This is a genomic window from Bradyrhizobium sp. Arg237L (assembly GCF_029990105.1).
GTDB lineage: Bacteria > Pseudomonadota > Alphaproteobacteria > Rhizobiales > Xanthobacteraceae > Bradyrhizobium.
This window is the reverse complement of record NZ_JAQMIL010000020.1, coordinates 1-16,525: the sequence shown is the minus strand read 5'-3', so window position 1 is coordinate 16,525 and position 16,525 is coordinate 1. Positions and strand designations below refer to the sequence as shown.

Here is a 16,525-nt window from a genome sequence, read left to right as displayed (position 1 = left end):
TCCCTTTTCCTGAATTTAAAAGGAGAGGTCACTGCGTCCGTCTTACACGTGACTGGCCACTTAGTTGCGTGCTCCCCGAGGACAAGAAGGGGCTGTGAGGCCCACGCTTGCTCGGCCACGCCGAGCAGTTTGGCGGCGCGGATCTCCGCACGATCTTCGCAGCGGCCTCGCGCGCATACGGCCGGTAGAGGATGGAGGAGATACACTGGCGATAGGACGATTGCGAGGCGGTCGACAACGCCTTGAACTCGACCGATTTGCTTCACTCGTCCGTCATGGGGATACTCCTGTCTTGGGCGAAGGTTGAAAACCCCTCATCTGAAGACAGGTTGCTCCGAAAGGCGAACCCCGAGTACATGCTGTAATCGCTTCGACGATACGCGCGCGTTTGCGCAGATCAACCTCGAACGCGCGCCGCAGCTTCCGATTTGAGCAAAGACCGATCGATCTTCTGTGTGCTCGCAAGCGGCATGCTATCGACAAACCAGATGCGGCGCGGATGCTGGAAAGCTGCGGCGTGTTCGAGGGCGAATTTCTTGATTTCGTCCTCGGTCGCGGAAGCGTGTGCGCGAAGAGCGACAAAGGCGACGGGCTTCTGACCTTTGATGTCGTCGTCGACCGGGACAACGCAGGCCTGCGCCACAGCAGGGTGCCGCTCGAGCATGGCTTCGACTTCGCCAGGATAGATGTTCTCGCCTCCACAGACGAACATGTCGTCGCGTCGTCCGACAAAAGCGTAGAAGCCGTCATCGTCAAGACGGAACACATCGCCGGTGACGTAGTAGCCATCCGGCGTGAAGACCGTGCCGAGTTCGGGGCGGTTGTGATATCGATTCATCAAGGCTGGACTTTTGATCTCCAAAACACCTTCCTTGCTCTCCCGTCCGCTCTCGTCGCGCAAACGCAATTGCACTTTCGGATGGGCGTAGCCCAATGTGAGAGGAGGCGTGGGTCTGCCGTCCGGGTGGCCGGCGAAGACGATCGGTCCGGCCTCGGTTGTGCCATAGGCATTCATGACTCGCGCGTTTGGAAGCATGCGGTGAACCTGCTTGAGCAGACTCTTGCTCACGGGCGCGGAGCCCATTCTGATCACCCGTACCGACGACAGATCCGCAGATGCCAGCGCGTCCCGCTCGCGCAGCATCATCGCGATCATGGGCGGTACCGCTGTGAGCCAGGTGCAACGATAGCGATCGATCGCCCGGATATAGGGGACAGCCGAAAATTGCCACAGCAGCACGGTCGTGGCGTGCGATGCCAGCGCCAGAAAGGACAGCGCCAGCGCATTCATGTGGTAAAGCGGCGCGGCGATCAGCACACGTTCGTCTGCCAGCGGTTCCGTTTCCCGCCGCGTTCGTGCCACCCAGAGGTGCGCCGCATGACTGAGGACGACGCCCTTGGGCCGGCCGGTCGATCCGGATGTGTAGAGAATGAGCGCCGGTTCGTCGGCGCTTGGCGCAAATGGTTCGAAAGCGCTGGGATCGGCGGCGTCCGCCAAACTGTTCAATCCGCTCCGTGAAAGCAAGGTATGCGCGATGCCTTGTGGAGCCAACGCAAGCCGCTGTTCGTCGCAAAATAGCAGGCGCGCGTTGCTGTCGTTGGCAACATAGTCAATCAACTCTTTCGGAAAGCGATAGTTGATGGGAACGGCGACCAGCCCGGCGCGCATGATGCCGAGCACTACGGCGATGAACTCGACGGAGTTCGCGGCAAGAATTGCGATACGATCACCCTGGCTGTAGCCGCGCTTGTGCAGGCCCCTCGCCACGGCATCGGCGAGGTCATCCAATTCGCCGAAGGTGCAACGTGTTTCCGCAAGCTTAGCGTCGATGCCTATGAAGGCCAGCCGGTTCCTGTCGGCCGCAGGATCGATTATCTTGCCGAGATTGCTTACCGTAGTCATGCGACGACCTCGATCAGCGCCCCGAAAGCCGGCAGCGCAACCACCGTGCGTTGGCTCGTCGAATCGTGTGGCAATCCGAGGGACGCCGCGCGGGCGGCAACGATCTGCGGATCGGAGCTTCGCAATGTCACGGCGGCGAAGCGCTCGATCCGCTCTGCGCCGACTTGGGAAAGCTCTCCGAATCTGGCGGCGAGGGTGGCGGTATCGGCTACCGTGAGTGCAAAATCTCCGTCGATGGCGCCGAGACGATCGAACCGCTCCCGTGTGGCTCCCGGATCGGTGCTGGCGACGGTCAGCTCGACGATCCCGGTGACAGCATTGGGATGATCGAGCCAGTTCTTTCGCCAAATCAGTTCAGGCGTGTGATGCTGGCAAAAATAGACGCGCCCGGCCGCGAACGAATCCAGCGCCAGCCGTACGGCAGAAAACCGTGCCTCGTACTCCTGTCCCTCAATGGTCAGCGGGCGCGCAAAGTTCTGCACTGGTTGCGCGTCGAAGCCCGCCTTTACGACAGCATCGCGTGTTGCGCCGGCATCCTTGCTGGCAAAGACGAGCCCATTGAGGCCGATCGGGCTGTCGATCAGTTCCTGGCGTACCTTGTCGCCGCCGCGGGGAAGTCCGATCAATTCGAGATAGGCATGCTCGAAGACCATGAGGTGATTGATAGAGCCGAGCGTCGGATGGAAGCCGCGAGGCGTAAGCTGAAAGCCGAGGCCTTCGAACAGCCGCGCGGCTGTGTCCGTTTCGAACTGCGTGTTGATCACTATGTGATCGAGCTGGATGCTCATCTAACGATCCTGCTGTGGCGTCAGATAGACACCCCGGCCGCTCGCGACGAGCTTGCCGGCGGCATCGTAGATCTTGGCTTCGGCGACCGAGAACTGCTTGCCGAGCTTGATCGCCTTGCCGACCGCACGCAGGTCGCCTCTGGCCGGGCTGTGATAGTCCACGCGCAGGTCGATGGTCGGCACACCGCGCCCGTTGCTTGACACCAGTGCCCAGTCGGCGGTGAGATCGACGAGCGTTGCAAGAATGCCGCCATGCGTGTAGCCGCCTTCGACGTTTACGACCCATTCTTCGCGCCATTTGGCGGTAAGTTCGATTTCGCCGTCGCCGACCGACGTCACGTCGAGCCCGAGCCATTGGTGATAGGGCGCCTTGAGCAAGCGCACCCGGATGTCATCGATCGAAGGGGAATTGTTGTTGGCCATCGGATATGAATCTTTCGAGGGGGGAGACAAAGCCGGTTACGGCGTGACGACGACCTTGCCGAGCACCGTGCGGTCTCGGATTTGGGCCAGGCCTTCGACGGCCTGATCCAGAGGCACGGCGCGATCGATCAACGGATCGATTTTGCCCGCTGCGATCAGATCGAGCAGTGCCGTGAGGTCTTCCTCGTAAAAGCTGTTGGAGCCGCGGATGTTAAGCTCGAAGCTCCAGACGTAGCGGAGATCCTCCTTGGGGTCGTATCCAGCAGTGGCGCCGCAAACCAGCAAGGTGCCGCCGCGCTTGAGACAACGCAGCGACGGCAGCCAGGTATCGCCGCCGGTGAAGTTGATCACGACATCGACACCGCCTTCATGCGTCCGCCGCTCCGGCTTACCGTATCGCGCGATCGCCCATTTCGAGAAATCCGTGGTCTGGTAGTTGACGACGTGATCGGCGCCGAGCGCCTTCAGTCGCGCGCATTTCTCGTCGCTGCCGGCGCAAGCGATGACCTCAGCTCCGAGCAGCTTGGCCAGGATGATGCTGGCGGTGCCGACACCGCCGCTCGCGCCGAGGATCAGGACTTTGTCGCCGGCCTTTATCGTGCGATGTGTGATCAGCATGCGATGCGCCGTGCCATAGGCGACGGGAAGCGAGGCCGCCTGCTCGAAGGTTACGGCATCGGGCAGGCGGATCAGTTGGCGCGCATCCGCAGCGACATATTCAGCCATGCCGCCGTCGGTCATCTCGCCCATCAACCCGACTCCGGGCTTAAGCGGATTGACCAGCACGCGGTCGCCGACCTTCCAGCCGGTGACGTCGTTACCGATCGCACTGATCGTGCCGGCGAGATCGAGGCCGATCACCACGGGAAGCGGAACTTTGATGCCGGGCATGCCGCGCACTGTGAAGACGTCGTGATAGTTGAACGAGGAGGCGCCAACGCGAATGACGACATGACCTGCAGTCGACTGCGGAACAGGCTTGTCCGTGACGATCTGCAATTGATCGAGGTCACCATGGGCGCGGAGCACTAGGGCTTTCATCGTGCTGGTCATGAGATGCGATATCCTTACTTGAGGGCCTTGGAGCGTTCGTAAGGCCCGGTAACGAACAGGTCGTCGTTGAGTTCACCTTTGATGAAGCCGCCGGCGGCGAGCACTTCGTGCTGGCGCTTCAGGCTGGCGATGTCCGAGGGCTCGAACGCAACGCGGTACATGGCGTCCCAGTTCTCGACATAGACGCGGGCGTCCTTGGTGGGCAGGTTGGCGCTCTTCTCCAGAATGGTGACAACCTCGTCTTTGTGCGCCGCGCCCCACGCCAGCGTATCGCGCAGGGCGGCAATGACATTGGCGACCGTGTCAGGTTGGCTGGTGATCAGCGCCGTGCTCACTGCGCCGACGCCGTTGTAGGGCAGGGCGTCAGACTTTGTGAGTTTGCGCCATTCATCGACGAAGCTGCCGAGCTTCCTCACCTTCAATTCGCCGTCGATCTGCGCGACTGTCACCGAACGAAGCGCCGCGGCGTCGACCTGCTTCTGGGCGAGGAATTGAACGAGGCGGGACTCGTTGCCGCCGACCAAAGTGAAGTCCTCGCTCTTGATGCCGTAATTGCCCGACAGAACCGTGCCGGCGATGACGGCAACCGACGAGCCCGCGGGCGACATGCCGATCTTCTTACCTTTCAATTCGGAGATCGACTTGATCGGCGAGTCGCTGGGCACCACGACCTGGACGTCGGCGGGCTGTGTCGCCGTGAAGATCTTGATGGGCACGCCTTCCGCGGCGGTGCTGAAGACACCAGCGAGCGGGGCACCGAAGGCCAGATCGATCGAGCCGGATGCGAGCGCGCGCAACGGCGCATTCACGTCCGGAAAGTGGACGAATTCCGCATCGATGCCGCGCTGATTGAGGAAATCCTTGGACTGCAGCACTGAACCAAACCCGAGGCTTACACCACTGGTCCAATAGCCGATGCGAACCTTTTGGCCGGCCTCAGCCGGCATTGCGGCGGCGACAGCCACGACAGCCGCAGCGGCAAGCAGGAATTTTCGGAGCTTCATGGAGAGAGCCTCATGCCTCAGGGATCAAGATTTCCATCGGAATAGTGCGCGTTCCAGCGGTTTGAGCAGGCCGGCTTCGAGCGCCAGCATCAACGCGACCAGCAACAGCGTCCAGGCGAACACCTTGTCGCTCTGCACGAGATCGGCGGCTTGGCGCAGGCGATAGCCGATGCCGTCTGACGATCCCAATGTCTCGGCGACCAGCGACACCCGCCATCCGAAACCGAAGGCGAGGCGCGCACCCGAGAAGAAATGAGGGAGAATGCTCGGCAGGTAGACCTTGAAAAGAATTTGCGGCCGCGACATTCGGAACGATCGTGCCAGGTCGACATATTGCCGGTCGACCATCAGCGTTCCCTGCCAGACATTGGTGAGGATCAGTGGAAAGGCCGTCATGAATACGACGAAGATGGTCGTGGCGTCCGATATGCCGAACCAGATGATCGCGAAGATCGCCCAGATGGCCGACGAGACGGTGTTGAGAATGGCGAGGATCGGCTCGAAGAAGGTCGCGAGAGTGCGATTGGAGCCGAGGATGAGGCCGGCCAGTGTGCCGGTGACGGCAGCGATCGCGAAGCCGCTGAAGACGCGGCTCATGGTAGCGCCGACATCGTGGCGAAACGTCGTGCTTTGCAGGAGATCGCCGATGGCACCGAGGACCTTGGCTGGTCCCGGCAAGACAAACGACGGCACCTGGCTTGCGGCATACCACCACAGCAAAGCGATAGCGCCGAACAACAGGCAACGCTGCAGAAATACGCCAGTGAAGCGTGTCAACGAAGACATATCTATGCCTCGATCCGCAACTGGCGGATCTGCTCGCTCACGACGGGGTCGGTTGGGATACGTGGACGCGGTAGGTCCAGCGTCTTGATGCTGCGGATGCGGCCCGGCCGCGGACTCATCATGACGATGCGATCCGCCAGCACCACGGCTTCTTCAATGTCATGGGTGACGAACAGAATCGTAATGCCGTGAATCTTTTGCAGGCGGATGACCTCGCCATGCATCTGGCTGCGCGTCTGTGGATCGAGCTTGGAAAATGGCTCGTCCATCAGCAGGATGCGCGGCTCAACGACGAGGCTGCGCGCAAGCGCAACCCTGCTGCGCATTCCGCCGGAGAGCTGGTGCGGCCACGATTTTGCAAAATCGGACAGACCGACGTGTGCCAGCATGGCCTCCGCCTTCGCGCGCCGCGTCGATCTGTCCATGTGCTGCGCCTCGAGGCCGAATGCGACATTGGCGCGGATGCTTCGCCAGGGCAGCAGACGATCTTCTTGGAACATGTAGGCGATGCGATCGCGGTCGCTTCGCAGATTGTTGACGGCGCCATTCACGCTGATCTCGCCGCGGTCCGGCTGCAGGAGGTCCGCGATGATGTTCAGCAATGTGCTCTTGCCGCAGCCCGACGTTCCGATCAGTGCCACGACTTCGCCTGGAGAGACCACGAGCGAAATGTTTTCGAGGACCTTGAGCGCGTCGAAGCTTTTCTCGATGCCATTCAACGCAATAGCGGGCGTTTTGACGTCGTGCGCAGGCAAGTGGAAGTTCATCAAATGGCTCAATGGGTGATGACGCAACCCTGAGAGTGGAGGGCGCGGTGAGCCACACTTAGTCAAAAGATGCAGTTGCGAAAAGTAATCTCGCCGATCCGCATGGAATAAGAACGATACTTTCGGTTCTTGGACCTATCGAGTGATTTCGTTCTCAATCTGAGGCAAGTGGGAGGATAATATTCTGGACAAAGATTTTCGGCCGCTGCGGAGCACCGTGGATGAAAGGGAAGCTCGGCGGAACACGAGTGTTCGTATCGCGCAATGACCGGCTTTCATGCAGGTGGTCGTAAAACCATGTCGTGCACGTTAAGCGATGCGTTGACGCGATACTTTTGTCATGCGAAATAGCCTTTGTAAATCAAGGATTTGGCATGATTTTCTCTCGAGTGACGCCGAAGGTGGTAAATTGTTTCAAGGGCGAACGGTTGCCGGGCACATTTTCCTTTCGGCGTTTTTTCACGATCACTTGGCTCGCCGCAGCAGCAGTTCTGGTTCAGGCGTCGCAGGCGCCGACACAGGCGGCCGACCGCGTGAAAGTTGGTCTCGGCATCCCGCCAACGGTGACAGAAGGCAGCGTGCAATCCATTGCGGATGAACTCGGATTGTTTCGCGATGAAAATCTCGACGTCGAATATGTGGTGCTCGCCGGTGCTGGCGCATTGCTGCCGCAACTCTTGCAGAAGAACATTACGATCGCACTGCCGCTTCCCGAGACGCTGCTCTCTGCTCACAAACCAGGGAGCGAGCCGTTGCCGGTCTCGTATTTCTACAATGCTGGTCCGAGGAATACGCTCGAACTCGCTGTCAAGGCAGACTCTGATATTCGCACGATCGCCGACCTGCGTGGCAAGAGCATCGGTGTTGGTGCGCTGACGTGGGGGACGATCCCGCAGACTCGTGCTTTGCTCCGTGCGGCAGGCTTGACGCCGGGCAAGGACGTGCAGATCGTTGCAGTCGGTGTTCTTGGCGCCGGCTTTCACGCGCTGCGCGAAGACCGCGTGCAGGCGTTGAACTTCAACAGCACATGGATCGATTTGCTGGAGCAGGAAGGCGTGGCCGCGCGCAGGCTCGCTTATCCGCCTGCGTTCCGCCAAACGGTAGTGAACGGATATATCGCGCATCGCTCGACGCTCGACGACAATCCGGATCTACTCGAGCGCTTCGGGCGCGCCTGGACCAAGGCGCTCGTGGTTTGCGATACCAACCCACGCGGCTGTGTCGAGGCATTCTGGCGAAAGAATCCATCGGCGCGGCCGCAGGGTGACGCCGCCGCGGCTCTGGCAGCCAATGTCCGCCTGCTGCAGCGATGGGTCGAGCCATTGCTACGCGATTCGGACGGTAAGGCGCGCGTGCCGGGTGCCTACGATCTCAACGTCATCCGCACCTATGTCGGCGAGATGTATCGCTATGGCGAATTCGCGTCCGAAGACATTCCTCTCGATGCCTATTTCAGCAACAAACTGGTCCCAGGCTTCGTCAAATTTGATCGTGACGCTCTCGTCGCCCGCGCTCGCGCGCTGCCATGACCGCTGTTGGACTTGAGGCGACGTCCCGGCCGGCGCTGGTTGCGCTGTCCGGCGTCCGCTTCTCATATCCGGGGCGCGCGAACGCTCCGGTGCTCGACGACTTGTCGCTTTCGGCGGAGGCGGGGGAGTTCCTTGCCGTGCTGGGCCCCTCCGGTGGCGGCAAGTCGACGCTCCTGAAGCTTCTCGCTGGACTTGCAATCGCGCAGGCGGGACGGGTGATGGTGGGCAACACGGAGGTCCGTCGTCCGCATCGCGATGTCGGCATGGTGTTTCAGCGGCCGACATTACTTCCGTGGCGTAATGTGCGCGATAACGTCTTGTTGCCCGTCGGCTTTGCCCGCGGCGCCAGCAGCGAGGAAGCGGCGCGGGCCGATCGCCTGCTTGAGATGACGGGGCTGCTCGAAAGCGCACATCTTTATCCCGATCAACTCTCCGGCGGCATGGCGCAGCGCGTGGGGTTAGCGCGTATGCTTCTGCATGATCCCCGTCTTTTGCTGCTCGACGAGCCTTTCTCTGCTCTCGATGCGATGACGCGCGAGCGGCTGTCGCTTGAACTTCAGCGCATCTGGATGACGGAGCGGCGGACCGCGATCTTCGTCACACATTCGATACCGGAGGCGCTGTTCCTGGCCGACCGCGTCGTGGTGCTCGCCGGGCGCCCGGCGCGCATTTTGGCGGACATCAAGGTCGATCTGCCGCGCCCGCGCACGCTTGAGACGATGGGAGGCGGGACATTCAACACATTGGCGCTCGAACTGCGTCGTCTGTTCGACGCCGTCGCCAGCAATAGTGGAACGGCACGATGAAGTGGTTGAAGTGGCTGCTGCCGCCACTGGTGACGCTATCGCTCATTCTCGCAGCATGGAGCTACGCCACCGGTCCCGGCGGCCTCCCGCCTTATTTGTTACCTGCGCCTTTGGCCGTGGCTCAAGCCCTGTGGTCGGGACTGGCCTCGGGAGAGTTTTGGCCGCATGTTGTGTTCACCGTCTCGGCTACGCTCATTGGCTACGCGATTGGCTCGATCCTCGCGATCGTAGCGGGTGTGCTGGTGGCCGAAAGCCAACTCTTCGAGCGCTTCGTCTTTCCTTATATTGTGGCGATACAAGCAACGCCCAAGGTCGCACTCGCGCCGCTGATCCTCGTCTGGTTCGGTTTTGGTCTCGCGTCGAAGGTCGTTCTGGTCGCTCTGATCTGCTTTTTTCCGCTGCTCGTGAACACGATTGGCGGCATCCGTCGGACTGATCCGGAGCTGGTGGCGATGGCGCGATCCTTCTCACGTCCGTCCTGGTGGATATTTCTTCATATCAAGCTGCCGGCGGCTGCGGGCGCGATCTTCGCGGGCCTCGAGATCGGTATCGTGCTGGCACTGATCGGCGCTGTTGTCGGCGAGTTCGTCGCGGCCGAGCGCGGCGTTGGTTACCTGATCGGCGCGGCGACGGTGAACATGAACGTAGCTGCGATGTTCGCGGGCGTTCTCATCCTTGCCGTTTTCGGCGTCTTCAGCAGCTTCGCCGTTCGGGCGGTGCAAAGGCGCGTCGTATTCTGGGAATATGTGCCCAGTGATCTGCCAACCGGGGAGCGTCTATGACGTCACGATCCAGCAAGATCGATAAACGCCTCGCTTTTGCATCGGCGACTGAACTCCTCGCTCGGTTAAGAAACAAGGAGTTTTCGGCGAGGGCGCTGCTCGAATTTCATATCGAGCGGCTCGACAAGGTGAATGGCTCGATAAATGCCGTCATCTTCACTGACCTCGCCGCTGCACGTGCACGCGCCGACGAGGCGGACACCGCGACGGCGAAGGGCCAGACCTGGGGGCCGCTCCATGGGCTACCTGTCACCGTGAAGGAGAGTAACAATATCGCCGGTTGGCCGACGACCTATGGCGATCCCGCGCTGAGAGATTTCATTGCGCCGCGCAGCGCCGTGATTATCGATCGGTTGCGGTCCGCAGGCGCAATTATCTTCGGCAAGACGAACGTTCCGCTGAATCTGATCGATTGGCAGAGCTATAATGCAATCTATGGTACCACGCGCAATCCGTGGGATCTCAGTAAAACCCCGGGCGGCTCGTCCGGAGGCGCCAGTGCTGCACTTGCTGCCGGACTGACGCCGCTTGAACTTGGTAGCGACGCCGGCGGGTCCATCCGCATGCCGGCTCACTTCTGTGGCGTGTTCGGTCATAAGCCGACGCCTGGAATCGTTCCCGATCTCGGCAACGAGCGCGCAGGCAGTCTGATCGGCAACGATCTTGTCACGAGTGGACCACTTGCGCGTTCGGTCGCCGACCTCTCGCTCGCTCTGAATATTCTGGCGGGACCGGCAGGCGATGCAGCCAGCGGATGGCGCCTCGATCTGCCAGAGCCGCGGGCGACCCGACTGAGGGATTTCCGCATTTCGATCGTCACTAATTCGCCGGTTGCGGAGGTTGACGAGCCCTATCGTGCGGCGATACGCGCTCTGGCTGCTCGATTGAGGGAGGAGGGCGCGAGCGTCGTCGAGGAGTCTCTCCCGTTCACCGATCATGCATCATACCATGCGACTTACGTGCAGCTGTTGCGCGGCTCCGCAACGGCCCGGCTGCCCGTTGCGGTATTTGACGATGCGGTACGCCGCAGCGAGGAGCAGGGAGCAAACGTCACTCCTTATGTCCTGCAGACGGCTCGGGCCTATGCGCAACGCCACCGCGATTGGCTCCTGGCCGAAGAGAGACGCGCGCACTTAAAGAGAGATTGGGCTGACTTCTTCGAACGGTTCGATGTGGTGATTGCACCGGCCACGGTCAGCGCAGCATTTCCGATTGACGAAGCGAAATCGCGCGAGGAACGCACGCTGCGGATCAATGGTCACGACGTGGATTACAACGACCAGCTCTTCTGGGCCGGCCTCGCAACGCTCCCGTCTTTGCCAGCAACAGCAGTGCCGATTGATTCGGTCAATGGGTTGCCGATCGGCGTGCAGATCATCGGTCCGCATCTGCACGATCGCACTACCCTTGCCTTTGCTTCAGAATTGGAGCGGTCTTATCCATTCGTCGCTCCTTCGGCTTTCAGCTAGTCGCCTGATGAGTCGATCTTCTTGACGCTCCTGGCGCATGGTGGACATCGGTTTACTCTAACGAAGATATCCGAGAGGAGGCTGTCAGCACCGAAGACCAGATGTGCCTCATAGGTGGCTATTAGAGATCGCGCTCTCAATGGTCGACATCGATCTGTAGGTGACAACGCGGCATGCTACTCAACTTTTCTGAATCGGCAGCTAACGGACAATAGCTCTATCGAGCCCTTCAATGGCAAGTGTCGGACAGGGCAAGTCAATCTAGTCTTCATGGAGACTTACCGTGCCCTATCGGGAACGAGAGCAATCTGCTCCCTCCGAGGCCACACCCATCGCTTTGGTTATCACAGCCACCAGCATCGGCTTTGCCGTAGTGCAATTGGATGTATCCATTGTCAATGTCGCTCTGGCTCAGTTGAGTATCGAACTCAATGCGAGCATTTCTAACTTGCAGTGGGTAGTAGACGCATATTCTTTGACATTCGCCGTGCTGCTTCTCTCGGCTGGAGCATTTGGCGATTGGCTGGGTGCTAGGCGAGCCTACTTAATTGGCCTTGCCATATTTGCGGTGGCTTCGGCTATTTGCGGAGCGGTCCAATCGGTTCAGCAGTTAATTGCGGCCCGCATAATGCATGGCATTGGCGCGGCTATATTGGTTCCTCCTTCGCTCGCTCTTCTCAATCACGCTTGCGCAAACAATACACGGTTGCGGGCTCGCGCTGTCGGCATCTGGACCGCAACCGCCGGAGTTTCAGTAGCTTGTGGCCCCATTGTTGGCGGGCTGCTGCTTAGTACGCTGGGCTGGCGCAGTATTTTTTTCGTTAACCTACCACTTTGTCTGCTAGGCGTAGCAACAACGGCGCGTCTCACGGAAGTCCCGCGCGACCGGCGACGATACTTTGACATAGGTGGGCAAATTTTCGCTGTTGTGGCGCTGACTTGTCTGATCGCGTCAGTGATCAAATCCGGTGCACTCGGCTTCTTTCACCCATGGGTATTTGGCGGTTTGGCATCTGCCGTCCTGTGCACACTGATATTCGTGTACATCGAAGGTAATGCGGCTTATCCGATGCTGCCTCTAAGTTTGTTTCGCCGCCCCAACTTTAGTCCGACCGTACTATTCGGCATTGCCATCAACTTCACTTATTACGGTCTGATATTCATTGTCAGCCTGTATCTGCAAAACGTTCAGGGCTACACTGCCGATCGAGCTGGATTTGCTTTCCTACCACTTACGGCTACCCTTATCGTGGCTAATCTGTTCAGCGGTTGGATGGCTGGTCAGTATGGTGATCGCAGACCAATGGTGTTGGGTGCGCTTGTTTGTGCTGCTGGCTTTGCCCTGTTGCTGCAACTCGATTCGCAAAGCAGCTATTTCGCTATGCTGCTACCGTTCCTTGCGATTCCAGCCGGTATGGGTCTGGCTGTCCCAGCGATGACCAACGCGATGCTGTCCAGTGTGGAAAAAAGCTGGTCCGGCACGGCTTCCGCGGTGCTCAACTCTGCGCGACAGGCAGGGGGAGCTATCGGCGTGGCCGTCTTCGGCGCGCTGATTGCTGGTGGTAACGAACACATCGTGCCAGGGATGCATGCTGCCGCCGTGCTTTCAGCAGCTATGCTTGTTGTCGCCGCCGCTATTGCTTGGATTGGCATCGTCCGAACAAGGTAAGTCACCATTCCAAGAGAGGGCGCGCGCACTCTCTTTCGAGCGGGAATTGTTGTTGCTCGATGAGCCGATGAGCGCACTTGATGCATCCTTGCGGCGCGATTTGGCCGCGGACGATTTCGGGCCGCTTCTCGATCAGCGTTGCGCGGAAGTTGGACGGGGACGTCGTCAGCAATTGAAAGGCCAGCAGGACGCCGCGGGCGCCACTACCTATGACAATCGCGTGCCACCCTCCGGACCCATCGTGCCGCCCCCGTTATGATTGATCGGTCAACGTCGCAGGACTGCGGTTAGTTCTATGGCTCAAATGCGTTGATCGTCGGACAAGGGTGATGTTTTTGCTCAGCCCGATCGGAAGCGGTCGTTTGCCATCGAAATGACTTTCGGTAGAATTACTTTATCTGCTGGCCTGGTCGCTATCGCGCCGGCGCTCGAAAAGCAGCCCGGTAGAGCGCGGGGCTGGTGCCAAGGCGTGTCCTGAAATGGTGCCTCATCGCATCCGCCGAGCCGAATCCGGTCTCCGTCGCGACGGTCTCGATCGGGAGCCGTGTTCCCTCCAGGAGCTCGCGTGCTTTGGCCACGCGCGCCTGTACGACCCACTCGCCCGGCGACATGCCGGTGGCGTCCTCGAACCGGCGGATGAAGGTGCGACGGCTCATCCTTGCTCGCGACGCCAGATTTGCGATGGTCAGGTCGCGGTCGAGATGGCGTTGGGCCCAGACAAATGTCGAGGCGAGGACATCACCTTCAGCCTTGCGAACCGGCTGCGGAATGAATTGCGCCTGTCCTCCGTCGCGGTGCGGAGCAATCACGAGCCGCTGCGCGACACGATTGGCGATCTCGGCGCCATAGTCCCGGCGCACGATGTGGAGGCATAGGTCGAGCCCCGCGGCGCGGCCGGCCGAACTAATGACATTGCCGTCCTCGACGTAGAGCACGTTGGCGTCGACTTGAATATGCGGATATCTCCGTGCAAGGGTCTCAGTATGCGCCCAATGCGCGGTGGCGCGCCGGCCGTCGAGGAGTCCTGCCGCGGCAAGGATGAAGGCGCCGGCGCAGATCGAGGCCATCCGCGCGCCGCGCCGGTGCGCGCGCCTGAGCGCCTCGAGCAAGACCGGAGGTGGGGAGTCCACGATATCGAGCGAGCCCGGCACGATGATCGTGTCGGCGCGGAACAATGTCCGGATTCCTCCGTCGACAATGACCTTGAGACCGTTATTGGCCTTCAAGGGCTGTCCCGGCCGTTCCGAGCAGATCACGACACGGTACCAGTTGGTCGCCATGCCGAAGACCTCGACTGCCAGGCCAAGCTCGAAGGCGTTGACCCCGTCATAGGCGAGCACGGCCACGGTTTGCTTGCGCCGTGACGTATCGGACCTGCTGGAACGGGTCGCTGGGTTTGGCATTATTTTTACGATAGCCGGCATTCGTGCCACTGGTCAACGGCTCGGACATGCCACAGCTTCCTCGGCGTTTGAGGAGCCTGTCGTCCGATGCTTGAAGATCTGACTTATCTCGCCGGGACCGACGAACTGCGGCCGCCATATGCGCAGCCTTCCGCCCTAGTTCGCGCCAAGCAGCTCGATCGGCTCGATGCCCATTGCTGCCGTTTCATTGCGAAGTCGCCACTGGTGATCGTCGGCTCATCCCATCCCGCACGCGGCCACGACGTGAGCCCGCGCGGCGATGCGCCCGGGCTTCGTCCGCATCCTCGATCCGCAGCATTTGGCCATTCCGGATCGACCCGGAAACAACCGCCTCGACACGATCGAAAACCTCTTCACTGATTCCTCCATCGGTCTGTTGTTCATCATACCGGGCATTGACGAGTTGCTCCGCGTGAACGGAACGGCACGCCTGACACGATCGCAGCCGCTGCTGGACTCGATGGCGGTGCGCGACAGGGTGCCAAAACTCGCAATCGTCGTCACCGTTCAGGAGGCATTTCTCCATTGCAGCAAGGCGCTAAAGCGCGCGCGGTTGTGGAGCGGCGAGTATCGCCTCGACCGCTCGGAGTTTCCGACGCTTGGCCGGATACTGGCGGACCAGACGGGAGCATCAGGCGTGAGTGTCGTCGATATCGAGGCTCGCATCGACGCCGACGCGCGCAACAACCTCTATTAAAGGAGACGATGATGAAGTTCAGGCTCTTGCGCAATGCGACCCTGAAGCTGGACATTCTGGGCAGATCGGTGCTGATTGATCCATTCTTTGCGCCAAAGGGCTCCCGGCCCTCCTTCACCGGGCGCGCCCCTAATCCGCTCGTCGACCTGCCGATGAGCCCGGAGGAGATCCTCGATGGGGTCGAACTCGTCGTTGTATCGCACCTGCACGCCGACCATTTCGATCCTATCGCGCAGGAGCTGGTGCCAAAACATCTTCCGTTGATTTGTCAGCCCGGCGATGAAGACAAGATCCGGGCCCATGGATTCAACAACGTCACACCTCTCGTCGATACAGTTATTTGGCAAGGCATCCACTTCCAGCGGCGCGAGGGCAGCCATGGTTTGGGGCCGGTCGTGCAGAAGATGGGATCCGTGATGGGCTTTACCATGACGGCGAAGGACGAGCCGTCACTGTATTGGGCCGGCGACACCGTGCTTTATCCGGCGGTCGAGGCTACTATCGTAGAAAGCCGACCGGAAATCATCGTCATCCACCCCTGCGGCGCAAAATGGGATGGTGATCTCATCACGATGGATGCCGCGGAAGCAGTCGCGACATGCCGGCTCGCGCCCGACACGGTGGTGATCGCAACACATATGGAGGCCCTGGATCATGCGACGGTAAGCCGGGACGACCTGCTGAAATACGCGCGCAACGAGGAGATTGGACCGCAGCAGCTGCTGGTCCCGCAGGACGGCGATCAGTTGACTTTGACCGCCGGCAGGAACGGATGATTGCTAGTCTCGGTATTGATGGCTCGCCACGTCGGTGTTGCATCGATCATTGACACGCGCTCGAAAGATCGGGTGCGGTCTGCACTTTGGGGTATCGATCTCATAGCTTCTTGCAGACACGACTCACCAGTTCGCTGAACCAGCGCAGCGTCGGGTCGTTCATGGCGCGGCGCGTGTGGAGAAGGTCAATAGTAAATCTCTCCGCGCCATAGGGAATAGGAACGACCGATACTCCCGCGACTGCCGCGAAGCGGAAGCCGATTCGCTCAGCCATGGTCGCCAGGAGATCGATGCCGGCCACTGCAGACGGCACCGCGACGACATGAGCGAGTGTGGTGCGTCGTTTGCGTCCGTGTCGGGCCAGCATCGTTCGTGCTGAGCTCGCCCTTCTGTTTGGCGCGCTTGGCGTCGCGGACGATGTGTGTCGCTTCATCATAAATGCGGCTCAACGATGATCGAAGCTTCTCCCTAGGCCACCTTGATACGAGATCGACGATAACATCCTGAAACTGTTCGAAAATCGCGGCTTCCATTCCTTGATCTCTCACACCGCGACTTTCTGTTCCGGCCGCATCCCGTGATCGAGGACAAGCGGCCCATCGACGTCGTCATCCAAAGCGAATTCGGGGCCGAGTTGGTCATCGATATT

The 16,525-nt window shown here is 60.2% G+C and carries 17 protein-coding genes and 1 pseudogene; 8 read left to right on the top strand and 10 right to left on the bottom strand.

Features of this window, described 5'->3' with window-relative positions; genetic code table 11:
• Positions 1-397: 397 nt before the first annotated feature.
• Genes OZ411_RS14450 through OZ411_RS14420 form a run of 7 tightly spaced genes read right to left on the bottom strand, consistent with a single transcriptional unit; the run spans position 398 to position 6,724 of the window.
• Complete coding sequence (locus OZ411_RS14450) at positions 398-1,903, bottom strand: class I adenylate-forming enzyme family protein (protein WP_282528490.1); 1,506 nt, start codon at positions 1,901-1,903, stop codon at positions 398-400.
• Complete coding sequence (locus OZ411_RS14445; protein WP_282528489.1) at positions 1,900-2,691, bottom strand: VOC family protein; 792 nt, start codon at positions 2,689-2,691, stop codon at positions 1,900-1,902. Before OZ411_RS14445 ends, OZ411_RS14450 begins: the two co-directional genes overlap by 4 nt.
• Entirely contained in the window at positions 2,692-3,114 is a 423-nt protein-coding gene (locus OZ411_RS14440) for a PaaI family thioesterase (RefSeq protein ID WP_282528488.1), read from the bottom strand.
• Positions 3,115-3,150: 36 nt separating this feature from the next.
• A complete protein-coding gene (locus tag OZ411_RS14435; RefSeq protein WP_282528487.1) occupies positions 3,151-4,167 on the bottom strand; it encodes a zinc-binding dehydrogenase in 1,017 nt (338 codons plus the stop codon).
• A gap of 14 nt (positions 4,168-4,181) precedes the next feature.
• Positions 4,182-5,171, bottom strand: a complete 990-nt coding sequence (locus OZ411_RS14430) for an ABC transporter substrate-binding protein (RefSeq protein ID WP_282528486.1) — start codon at positions 5,169-5,171, stop codon at positions 4,182-4,184.
• A 24-nt stretch (positions 5,172-5,195) separates the two neighbouring features.
• Positions 5,196-5,957 (bottom strand): ABC transporter permease, encoded by a 762-nt coding sequence (locus OZ411_RS14425; RefSeq protein ID WP_282528485.1) that lies wholly within the window; start codon positions 5,955-5,957, stop codon positions 5,196-5,198.
• A gap of 2 nt (positions 5,958-5,959) precedes the next feature.
• The gene (locus OZ411_RS14420; protein ID WP_282528484.1) at positions 5,960-6,724 is read right to left on the bottom strand and encodes an ABC transporter ATP-binding protein; all 765 of its coding nucleotides are present in this window, start codon (positions 6,722-6,724) and stop codon (positions 5,960-5,962) included.
• Between the two features lie 374 nt (positions 6,725-7,098).
• Between OZ411_RS14420 and OZ411_RS14415 the strand changes: the two genes are divergently transcribed.
• From OZ411_RS14415 to OZ411_RS14395, 5 genes are all read left to right on the top strand, one after another.
• Positions 7,099-8,253: an ABC transporter substrate-binding protein gene (locus tag OZ411_RS14415; protein ID WP_282528483.1), complete on the top strand. Its 1,155-nt coding sequence runs from the start codon at positions 7,099-7,101 to the stop codon at positions 8,251-8,253.
• Positions 8,250-9,059, top strand: coding sequence for an ABC transporter ATP-binding protein (locus OZ411_RS14410; RefSeq protein ID WP_130225767.1), 810 nt, complete (start codon positions 8,250-8,252; stop codon positions 9,057-9,059). The genes OZ411_RS14415 and OZ411_RS14410 overlap by 4 nt, the downstream gene beginning before the upstream one ends.
• Positions 9,060-9,064: 5 nt before the next feature.
• Positions 9,065-9,841 carry an ABC transporter permease gene (locus OZ411_RS14405; protein WP_282528482.1) on the top strand — a complete coding sequence of 259 codons (777 nt, stop codon included), beginning with the start codon at positions 9,065-9,067 and terminating at the stop codon, positions 9,839-9,841.
• Complete coding sequence (locus OZ411_RS14400) at positions 9,838-11,310, top strand: amidase (RefSeq protein WP_282528481.1); 1,473 nt, start codon at positions 9,838-9,840, stop codon at positions 11,308-11,310. The genes OZ411_RS14405 and OZ411_RS14400 overlap by 4 nt, the downstream gene beginning before the upstream one ends.
• A 283-nt stretch (positions 11,311-11,593) precedes the next feature.
• A complete protein-coding gene (locus OZ411_RS14395; protein WP_282528480.1) occupies positions 11,594-12,979 on the top strand; it encodes an MFS transporter in 1,386 nt (461 codons plus the stop codon).
• Position 12,980: 1 nt separating this feature from the next.
• Here OZ411_RS14395 and OZ411_RS43365 read toward each other — a convergent pair whose 3' ends face one another.
• Entirely contained in the window at positions 12,981-13,151 is a 171-nt protein-coding gene (locus OZ411_RS43365; RefSeq protein WP_349017012.1) for a hypothetical protein, read from the bottom strand.
• A gap of 241 nt (positions 13,152-13,392) precedes the next feature.
• Positions 13,393-14,403, bottom strand: a complete 1,011-nt coding sequence (locus OZ411_RS14390) for a helix-turn-helix domain-containing protein (protein WP_282528479.1) — start codon at positions 14,401-14,403, stop codon at positions 13,393-13,395.
• Positions 14,404-14,662: 259 nt separating this feature from the next.
• Between OZ411_RS14390 and OZ411_RS14385 the strand changes: the two genes are divergently transcribed.
• Together OZ411_RS14385 and OZ411_RS14380 are read left to right on the top strand one after the other, a co-directional pair.
• Positions 14,663-15,100, top strand: coding sequence for an MSMEG_1061 family FMN-dependent PPOX-type flavoprotein (locus OZ411_RS14385; protein ID WP_282528478.1), 438 nt, complete (start codon positions 14,663-14,665; stop codon positions 15,098-15,100).
• 11 nt (positions 15,101-15,111) lie between these two features.
• Positions 15,112-15,876, top strand: a complete 765-nt coding sequence (locus OZ411_RS14380) for an MBL fold metallo-hydrolase (protein WP_282528477.1) — start codon at positions 15,112-15,114, stop codon at positions 15,874-15,876.
• A gap of 100 nt (positions 15,877-15,976) precedes the next feature.
• Here the strand turns inward: OZ411_RS14380 and OZ411_RS14375 are convergent, their stop codons facing one another.
• The gene (locus tag OZ411_RS14375) at positions 15,977-16,177 is read right to left on the bottom strand and encodes a hypothetical protein (RefSeq protein ID WP_282528476.1); all 201 of its coding nucleotides are present in this window, start codon (positions 16,175-16,177) and stop codon (positions 15,977-15,979) included.
• Positions 16,178-16,426: 249 nt separating this feature from the next.
• On the opposite strand from OZ411_RS14375, the pseudogene OZ411_RS14370 reads away from it, so the two are divergent.
• Positions 16,427-16,525, top strand: a pseudogene (locus OZ411_RS14370) (antitoxin); the annotation flags it as partial.